General features: G+C 41.2%; 8 protein-coding genes. 5 read left to right on the top strand and 3 right to left on the bottom strand.

Annotated elements, in window-relative coordinates; all coding sequences use genetic code 11:
- The first annotated feature begins 1,125 nt into the window (after positions 1–1,125).
- Positions 1,126–2,088 (top strand): SMP-30/gluconolactonase/LRE family protein, encoded by a 963-nt coding sequence (locus tag ESY88_RS12230; protein ID WP_223270812.1) that lies wholly within the window; start codon positions 1,126–1,128, stop codon positions 2,086–2,088.
- 119 nt (positions 2,089–2,207) lie between these two features.
- Here ESY88_RS12230 and ESY88_RS12225 read toward each other — a convergent pair whose 3' ends face one another.
- A complete protein-coding gene (locus ESY88_RS12225; protein WP_147086856.1) occupies positions 2,208–2,891 on the bottom strand; it encodes a peptidoglycan DD-metalloendopeptidase family protein in 684 nt (227 codons plus the stop codon).
- A gap of 661 nt (positions 2,892–3,552) precedes the next feature.
- Between ESY88_RS12225 and ESY88_RS12220 the strand changes: the two genes are divergently transcribed.
- Positions 3,553–4,134 carry a DUF2911 domain-containing protein gene (locus ESY88_RS12220; RefSeq protein ID WP_147086857.1) on the top strand — a complete coding sequence of 194 codons (582 nt, stop codon included), beginning with the start codon at positions 3,553–3,555 and terminating at the stop codon, positions 4,132–4,134.
- 6 nt (positions 4,135–4,140) lie between these two features.
- Positions 4,141–5,220 (top strand): methylmalonyl Co-A mutase-associated GTPase MeaB, encoded by a 1,080-nt coding sequence (gene meaB, locus ESY88_RS12215; RefSeq protein ID WP_147086858.1) that lies wholly within the window; start codon positions 4,141–4,143, stop codon positions 5,218–5,220.
- A gap of 232 nt (positions 5,221–5,452) precedes the next feature.
- On the opposite strand, the gene ESY88_RS12210 is transcribed toward meaB, so the two are convergent.
- Positions 5,453–5,632 (bottom strand): hypothetical protein, encoded by a 180-nt coding sequence (locus ESY88_RS12210; RefSeq protein WP_147086859.1) that lies wholly within the window; start codon positions 5,630–5,632, stop codon positions 5,453–5,455.
- An 80-nt stretch (positions 5,633–5,712) separates the two neighbouring features.
- Between ESY88_RS12210 and ESY88_RS12205 the strand changes: the two genes are divergently transcribed.
- Both ESY88_RS12205 and ESY88_RS21735 read left to right on the top strand, forming a co-directional pair.
- On the top strand, positions 5,713–7,074 hold the full coding sequence (locus ESY88_RS12205; RefSeq protein WP_147086860.1) for an acyl-CoA dehydrogenase family protein: 1,362 nt from the start codon (positions 5,713–5,715) through the stop codon (positions 7,072–7,074).
- Between the two features lie 559 nt (positions 7,075–7,633).
- The gene (locus ESY88_RS21735; protein WP_262713099.1) at positions 7,634–7,768 is read left to right on the top strand and encodes a hypothetical protein; all 135 of its coding nucleotides are present in this window, start codon (positions 7,634–7,636) and stop codon (positions 7,766–7,768) included.
- 39 nt (positions 7,769–7,807) lie between these two features.
- On the opposite strand, the gene ESY88_RS12200 is transcribed toward ESY88_RS21735, so the two are convergent.
- Positions 7,808–8,749 (bottom strand): NAD-dependent epimerase/dehydratase family protein, encoded by a 942-nt coding sequence (locus ESY88_RS12200; protein WP_147086861.1) that lies wholly within the window; start codon positions 8,747–8,749, stop codon positions 7,808–7,810.
- Between the last annotated feature and the right edge of the window lie 91 nt (positions 8,750–8,840).

Below are 8,840 nucleotides of genomic sequence, written 5' to 3'. Positions count from 1 at the left end.
TCTAAATCAAAGATCGAGTGTGTTCTCATCCAATTGAAGCTTTTGAGTTCTTTTGGAGTTCAACACAGATCTCACGTCCCAACTTTGATTGGATTTGAAAAGCCGATGTTGGTGTTTTCCACCAACATCTTCTCGCTAGATGCATGTTGATTTTCAGTTCTAAATCAAAGATCGAGTGTGTTTCTCATCCAATTGAAGCTTTTGACTTCTTTTGGGTTTCTACACAAATCTCGCATACCGATTTTGTTCGGTGCTGAAAAGCCGATGTTGGTGTTTTCCACCAACATCTTCTCGCTAGACTCATGCTGATTTTTAGTTCTAAATCAAAGATCGAGTGTGTTCTCATCCAATTGAAGCTTTTGAGTTCTTTTGGAGTTCAACACAGATCTCACGTCCCAACTTTGATTGGATTTGAAAAGCCGATGTTGGTGTTTTCCACCAACATCTTCTCGCTAGATGGATGTTGGTTTATAGTTCTAAACCAAGTATGTCCCAATGAAGATCGAATGCGTTTTTATTTGAATGAACTTTTGTACTTCTTTTGGATTTCAATGGAATAAAAGATTATAACGTAAATATTCGTACTCATCAAGCTGTGGCCCTACTCGGCTGGGATTGTTGGTGGAAAACACCAACACTGGCATCCCCGGTTGCGAGGTGTTCGGTTTTTTAGTTAACTGTCGTCTCAATAGGTTTGGATTGATTGTGACAATACCAACACGCATCTCTCGGGCACGAGCGAGACGCTCGCGCTAGCGGGGAACTTTTGTACTTCTTTTGGATTTCAATGGAATAAAAGATTATAACGTAAATATTCGTACTCATCAAGCTGTGGCTCTACTCGGTTGGGATTGTTGGTGGAAAACACCAACAATGGCATCCCCGGTTGCGAGGTGTTCGGTTTTTTAGTTAACTTTCGTCACACTAGGTTTGGATTGTTTGTGACAATACCAACACGCATCTCTTGGGCACGAGCGAAACGCTCGCGCTAGCGGAAAACTAAAAAATTGGGTGGCTGAGCTTCAAGATATTTCTGCAACCTTGTTGTTTCGCAGTACATTTCAATTTTATTAAATGAATCAAAAAACGAAAATGCTTCCGCTTTCTAAACAACATACAATCTTTATGAAGCCCTTACTATATCTATTTCTTTTCATAGCAATCAGCTCCTGCAAGACTAAAATCCTTCCGCAGGTAAAACAGTATGAAGCCAGTTTGGAGTATGAAACCAAGTCCCAATTGGGCGAAGGTGCCTTTTGGAATCACAAAACCCAAGAACTCTATTGGGTTGATATTGAAGGCATGCAACTGCACATCTACAGTCCGCAAACCAAAACCAACCGAAGTCTGGAAATGCCCTCTCGCATTGGTACCGTGGTGCCTTCCGCAGTTAACGCCAAAGCTGTTGTGGCATTGCAGGATGGCATTTACAACATCGATGTACATAGTGGGGATCTAGAATTAGTGTCTGAAATAGAACGCGATATCCCAAGCAACCGCTTCAACGACGGAAAATGTGATCCTTCAGGCAGACTTTGGGTAGGCTCTATGGCCTTGGATCAAAAACAGTACGAAGCGAATTTATACATGGTCACGGAAAATGGCGAGGCTACCCTCAAAAAGGACAGTGTGACCATCTCCAACGGAATCGTTTGGACCAAGGATAAAAGCACGATGTATTACATCGATACGCCAACTTTAGAGATAAAGGCCTATGATTATGATGATGCTACGGGTGCAATTACGAACGAACGGGTAGCAGTTACAGTGAATGAATCATTAGGATTTCCGGACGGAATGACCATCGACGCAAACGATATGCTTTGGGTGGCGCTTTGGAATGGCAATGCGGTGGTTAACTACAACCCAAAATCCGGAAAACTACTTTCCAAAGTGGAAGTGCCAGCCCATAACGTAACTTCCTGCGCTTTTGGTGGCCCAAATCTGGATGTGCTTTACATCACAAGCTCAAGTTTGGACATGACCGAAGATGAGAAAGAGCAATATCCTTTCGCCGGGAGTTTGTTTAAGGTCAAATTGGATGTTAAAGGTGTCAAGGGAGACTTTTTTGGAAGTGCTGGAAAATGATAATATCGAGAATGCCGTTTAAGATTTGAAAGCAATGATGAAAAAGCAAAGCAAAAACTAATAATCGATTCGCCTAGTTTCAATGCATTGACATTACCAACTAAAGCCACAACTTAATATCACTCCAACCCCAGTAAAAACGAAGGATCCAGACAATTCTGTTTATAAAATTCAAAATCCTGTTTGGAACTTACACCAGGATAATCTCCAAAATAATCCTGAATATCGGCCATGATTTGGAAATGCAAGTGTGGCGGATAATCGCCATTCACGCTGGCGTCACCCAAAGCACCTATCTGTTCGCCTTGTTTAAAAGTCTGCCCTATTTCAAGATGGGCCAAAGACTCCAAACTCAGGTGCCCATAAAGCGTATAGAACCCAGTGCCTTCGATCTCATGTCTTAAGATGATGGTGGGTCCGTAATCGCCAAAATTGATATTGTTCTTAAAGCTGTGAAGCGTCGCATCCAAAGGAGTGAAAATACTGGTTTCCGAAGGTGCCCAAATATCAAGACCCAAATGGATGTAGCGCTCATTACTGGGCATGTTGTTCTTGAAATACGTGCTGCGCTGGTAAATATTGCGTACTTCCATATAACCACCATAAGCGTATCTGGCTTTTTTTTCTGCAATATAGTCGTCTATGTAAGCGGCCAAGATTTGGGATGAGGACACATCTATATGGTTCAAAACATCACTGTCTCTTGATAGATCTATGGCGACAAATTGGTTTTTAGGGATAGAAGGCTCCAAGACCGAGCAATCTGGTAAGGCTTTAATAAGCTGTTCAAGCGTTTTCTTCATGGATACTAAATTAGTTCTTTTAAAACTTTAGACAAAGCCTCGGCCCTATCTTTTGAGTAGTCTCAGCAATTTTATAGAACAACGCAGCTTTCGAAATTATCCAGAGCTTCCAGAGAACCCACTTTCTCTAAGCAAGGCATGGGCATACCCCTAATATACATTTTAGAGATTCTCAATAGAGGTCTACCTTCAGCTTAAGGGCAAAGAGCGCTAATCCGGTTTAATTTTAATTTTATGTTCGTGACTTGTACTTTTCAGCACAGTAAAAGCTAAAGTGAATCATATGCTTTTTGGTAACGTGCATTTTTAAAGCACTTGAAAAAGCGAGTGTTGCAATCAGCGATCCAGTTTTATTTTTTTGTACTTAGCCTGCTAGATGTCAAATAATTACCATCTATCTTGTTTCTTTTTTATCTTTAACAAAACAAGCAATCAACAGGTTCAAAAATAAAATAAACACGCTGTATATCAATTAGTCAAAATAGAGTCTCGGCTTCTATATGTATTGCAACATGTGCTGGGTGCTTCAAAGGTAAGCGGTCTCAAGTCCGTGTTATACCATCCCAATTTTCAATAATTATAATAAAACCTCGTTAACAGCTTAGGTAAAAATCCAATTTCAATTATATTTACAACAAAAATTGACACAATCCCCATTTCTATGAATACGTTTTTAAAGCGCCTATTGATTTTTCTATTTGTTGTTGCACTTGGTTTATTCTTGTATTCCACCTTCGTGGAAGATTTATTTGGCAATCGGTTAAGTCCAGAAGACACCGTAGAATTTAAATTAAACGATCTAAAACTGGCAGTGTTTTATAACCGCCCCTCTAAAAAAGGACGTGACATCTTTGGCGGCTTGGTTCCTTACAACAAAGTTTGGCGCACAGGTGCCAATGAAGCCACCACTTTTGAGACCAACAAAAACTTAATGGTGGATGGGATTCTTGTACCGGCGGGAAAATACACCTTATGGACGGTTCCTAAAGATAGCGTTTGGAACGTTATTTTCAACACCAAGCAATACCCCTGGGGCGTGGATGCTGAGATGCAGCCCATGTGGGATCCCAATTATGACATCATGGAAATTGATGTTCCTGTTGAGAAACTCAATAATGCAGTTGAGCAATTTACCATCGCCTTTGACAACAGCACCGATAATTTAGAATTGACCATGGCTTGGGATCACACTAAAATTGCTGTACCTTTAGAAGTAATGAAAGAGGAAGAAGAAAAAAAATAATTCACATTGGCTAAGGCTTTTAAAAAATCGGCATTGGAAGAGAAGGCGGGCATTGAAAGCTCCAAATTATCTAATGCAGCCGCGATTGCAAAAATTCAGCAAAAACGAAAAACCCAGCCTACAACCGAGGCCTTGGTCACTCAAATTCTAGAAGGTAATATTACCGCGTTAAGTCGTGCCATTACCTTGGTCGAAAGTTCCAATCCATCACATTTAAATCAGGCTAACGCCATTATAAAAGCCTGTCTCCCACATGCCAATGCATCTGTACGCATTGGTATTACTGGCGTTCCGGGTGTTGGCAAAAGCACATTTATTGAAGCATTTGGCATCCATTTAACTTCGGAAGGCAAAAAAGTAGCCGTGCTGGCTGTAGATCCAAGCAGTACGCTTAGTAGAGGCAGTATTTTAGGCGATAAAACCCGAATGGACGATTTGGTAAAAAACGAAAATGCCTTTATCAGACCCTCTCCCTCTGGAACTTCATTGGGCGGTGTGGCTAGGAAAACCCGTGAGAGTATCATTCTCTGTGAGGCTGCTGGTTTTGATACGATTGTTATAGAAACCGTTGGGGTTGGCCAAAGTGAAACTGCGGTGCACAGCATGGTCGATTTTTTTTTATTGCTGAAACTATCTGGTGCAGGAGACGAACTCCAAGGCATCAAACGCGGCATCATTGAAATGGCAGATGCCATTGCCATCAATAAGGCCGATGGCGAGAATCTTAAAGCCGCAAAATTGGCCAAAGTGGAATTCAATCGTGCCTTACATTTATATCCTGAAAAAGACTCCCAATGGCAGCCCAAGGTCATACTGTGCAGTGCATTGCAACGCGAAGGTATTGCCGATATCTGGGAAATGATAAGCTCCTATTTAGAACACACAAAAAAGACTGGTTTTTTTGAGCGGCATCGAAAATTACAGAACAAATTCTGGCTCCTGCAAACCATTGAAGACCGTTTGAAATCTGATTTTTTCAATCGCCAAAAAATCAAGACCGAACTGAAAGTGCAACTGCAACTTATTGAAGATGGAAAAACCACGCCCTTTGTCGCTGCCGACTATTTGTTGGGATTGAACGATTAGATACTCCGATTTCAAGAGATGTGATGTATTGTAAATAACTTCATCCAACAACAGCTTTAGGAATTTTTGACTTAGGACTTTTTGACCTAAGACGTAAGACCTAAGACTTGTGACGTAAGACGTAGGACAAAATACTGGTTGAATTTGAAAGCCTTCAGTTCTGCACACTTTCCCCCTACCGCAGGGCTGCGCGAGATTCGTTTTAGTCTTCGTCTTCGTCTTCTCCCGATAGTTATCGGGATCGTCTTCTCCCGATAGCTATCGGGATCGTCTTCTCCCGATAGCTATCGGGATCGTCTTCATCTTCATCTTCGTCTTCGTCTTCATCTTCATCTTCAACTTCATCTTCATCTTCACCTTCAAGTTCAAGTTCAATTTCAATTTCAATTTCAACTTCAACTTCACGCCCCAATTCAAAACGCAACGTTAATATATTTCCGTGGCAGACTTAATTTATTTAACTTGAAAAGGAATTTATAAACTTTAGACGCCATGCAATTGTTCAGCAAAATAAAAAATGTGATTCACCTCATGAAAGAAGTGGATTTCAACCAACTCAGTGAAATTTCAAAAAAAATAGACATTTCAAAAATCATGAAAACCGTTGGCGAGCTCGATGAAAAGCAGCTCGACGGAATGATGAAGATGCTTACCGAAAGAGGCAAAAAAGGTCAGCACCAACTGCCACCCATTGACGGCGATTTTTATGATATGGATTTAAAGCTGACCCAAGAACAACGCGACATTCAAATGCGGGTGCGCAATTTTATGGAAAATGAAATCCAACCCATCGCCAATGACTATTGGAAAAAAGCGGAATTCCCTCATGAAATCATTCCAAAAATGGCCGAATTGAACATTTGTGGCGTTGCCTATGAAGGTTACGGTTGCCCAAACCTGCCTTTCGTCATGGAAGGGATCATTGCAGAGGAGTTGGCACGGGTTGATGTATCCATTTCCACCTTTTTCGGCGTACATAGTGGGCTCGCCATGGGTTCCATCTACCTCTGCGGTAGCGAGGAACAAAAACAGGAATGGCTGCCAAAAATGCAAAAAATGGAGCTTATTGGCGCATTCGGGCTTACCGAACCCAACGTGGGAAGCGCGGTTTCTGGCGGGATGGAAACCACATGCAGGATTGAAAATGATGAGTGGGTGCTCAACGGTCAGAAAAAATGGATTGGCAACGCCGCTTTTGCCGATGTGACCATTATTTGGGCACGGGATGAAACTTCAGACAAAGTCAAGGGGTTTTTGCTAAGAAAAGGCACACCCGGTTTTACTACGGAAAAAATCGAGGATAAAATGGCTTTGAGAACTGTTCAAAATGCCATCATTACTTTAAAAGAATGCCGCATCAAGGAAACAGACCGTTTACAAAACGCCAATTCCTTTAGAGACACCGCAAAAGTATTGCGAATGACTAGAGCTGGCGTGGCATGGCAAGCAGTAGGTTGCGCAAGGGGTGCTTACGAAAATGCTTTGAAATACACCAAAAAACGGGAGCAGTTTGGCAAACCAATCGCTTCCTTTCAATTGGTGCAAAATCATTTGGTGGAAATGCTATCCAATTTGGTTGCCATGAAAACCATGGTGTACCGTTTATCTGAACTTCAAGATCAAGGCTTATTGACCGATGAGCACGCGTCCTTAGCCAAAGTCTTCTGTTCCATGCGAACGCGAGACGTGGTTAGCCATGCCAGGGAAGTCATGGGAGGCAATGGTATTTTGCTGGAATACAACGTCGCAAGATTCGTTGCAGATGCGGAAGCCATTTATTCCTATGAAGGCACCAAGGAAATCAATACCCTTATCGTAGGGCGCGCAATTACTGGATATAGTGCGTTTGTTTAAAGATGATCTGCATGTGCAGTCTATGATGCAATGCTTTAATTGCAAGATTCTCTTGCAAACGATAAGTGATAAGAACATTTGTCATTTTCAAAATGAAAGCACAGCATTGATTATGGAATTTTAGACTTGTCTTTGACCAACTAGGAAGTTTGCGATTAAAATAAAAATTGTGGTTGTAACAAAACAGAGAGCTCGATTTAGGTCTCTGTTTTGGTTTTAAGGGCTGAAGGATCAAGATTCAGGATTCAAGATTCAAGATTCAAGATTCAAGATTCAAGATTCAAGATTCAAGATTCAAGATTTTATAAGAAAAACGAACAAAATTTTACTGCCACAAACAATTCCAGAGGAATTGAAGGTTTATAGAAATGTGATATTTTGTTGTTTGTTTCGACTCCAGAGGAGTCGCACCCGTACAACAGGATTTTAGGTATGACGTGAAATTCATGTTGACGCATATCACAGTATAAAAATGGAATCGCTCATTAAATAATATTGAAAAATTCATGCTAAAGGCTTCGGTAGATTGAAAAAGCCATATACACAAACTTTTATATTCATGGTAAATTACATCAATTATGCGATTCCGCTGGAGGCGGGATTGAAAGCCTGGCTGTTTTCCTTTAGATCTGCGATGTCTCTGGCATTGTATTTCTCTAGAGAGCAGATGAAAGATCAAATTAAGGAATCCTAAATTTTGATCAGCTATTTTATGCTGACAATACATTGAAGTTTACTTAAAATTCTCCTTAAACCACTGCACCTGCTGCTCCACAGAGCGCATTAGACTGGTTTGCGGGTTGTAATCAAGCAAACGTTTCGCTTTATCAATGTTTGCCTTGGTGCGCCATTGGTCGCCAGGTCTTTTGGGAATGACATTGAGCTTGATTTTTTTGTTTAAAATCCGCTCTACTGCTTCGATGCCTTGTTTTGTGGTATGCTCTACTTCAGTGCCTAAATTGATGATTTCGCCGTTCACTTTCGTCTCCTTGCCAATCACACTCACAATACCATCAACGATATCGTCTACATAGGTAAAGCTTCTCAAATGTTTATCACTACCTTCAAACAAAGGGAAGGCTTCTCCATTAAGTGCGCAAGCGATAAGCTTCGTGTACATTTTTTCCGGACGTTCGCGTGGCCCGATTACGGAGTACAATCTTAAGGAACAGGCATGAAATAGTGCTTCCCGACTTTTCTGAAGCACCAGTTGTTCCGCAGCTAATTTGGTGACTCCGTAGTGGGACGCAGGCTTTGAAGCGACATCTTCTGGAAAAGTGGCCTCTAAGCCATAAATGGATGAAGTGCCAATATTGACAAACAACTTTAAATGCGCACAGCCTTCAGCATAATCAATCAAATTTTTGGTCGCCAAAATATTATTGCTGAAATAATCTTCAAAAGTGGAACTTTGCGAAATCCCTGGTTGGGCTGCAAAATGGAAGATGTAGTCCATATCCTTCGGAAGAAACGCTGCTAAATCGGCGTCGCGCAGGTCCTTTTTGATAATGGCAATGCCTTTTTGAGTCAGTGCTTTTGCATTCAGGTTCTTGAGATCCAGACTGTAATAATCGTTGAAATTATCCAAGCCAATTACTTCATGTCCCAAACTATGCAGTCGCTCTGCGGCATGTGAGCCTATAAAACCAACTGCTCCTGTAACCAGTATTTTCATTATTCGCGTTTAGGACTACAAAATAAGGATTTTTGAGTCAATTGAAATCATTTGGAGTCGCTTAAAAAAATCGGGAATGCGCTTTTAAGAC

It is taken from the genome of Subsaximicrobium wynnwilliamsii, from assembly GCF_007997225.1.
Taxonomy (GTDB): Bacteria; Bacteroidota; Bacteroidia; order Flavobacteriales; family Flavobacteriaceae; genus Psychroserpens; species Psychroserpens wynnwilliamsii.
This window is presented reverse-complemented; position numbering and strand designations above follow the sequence as displayed.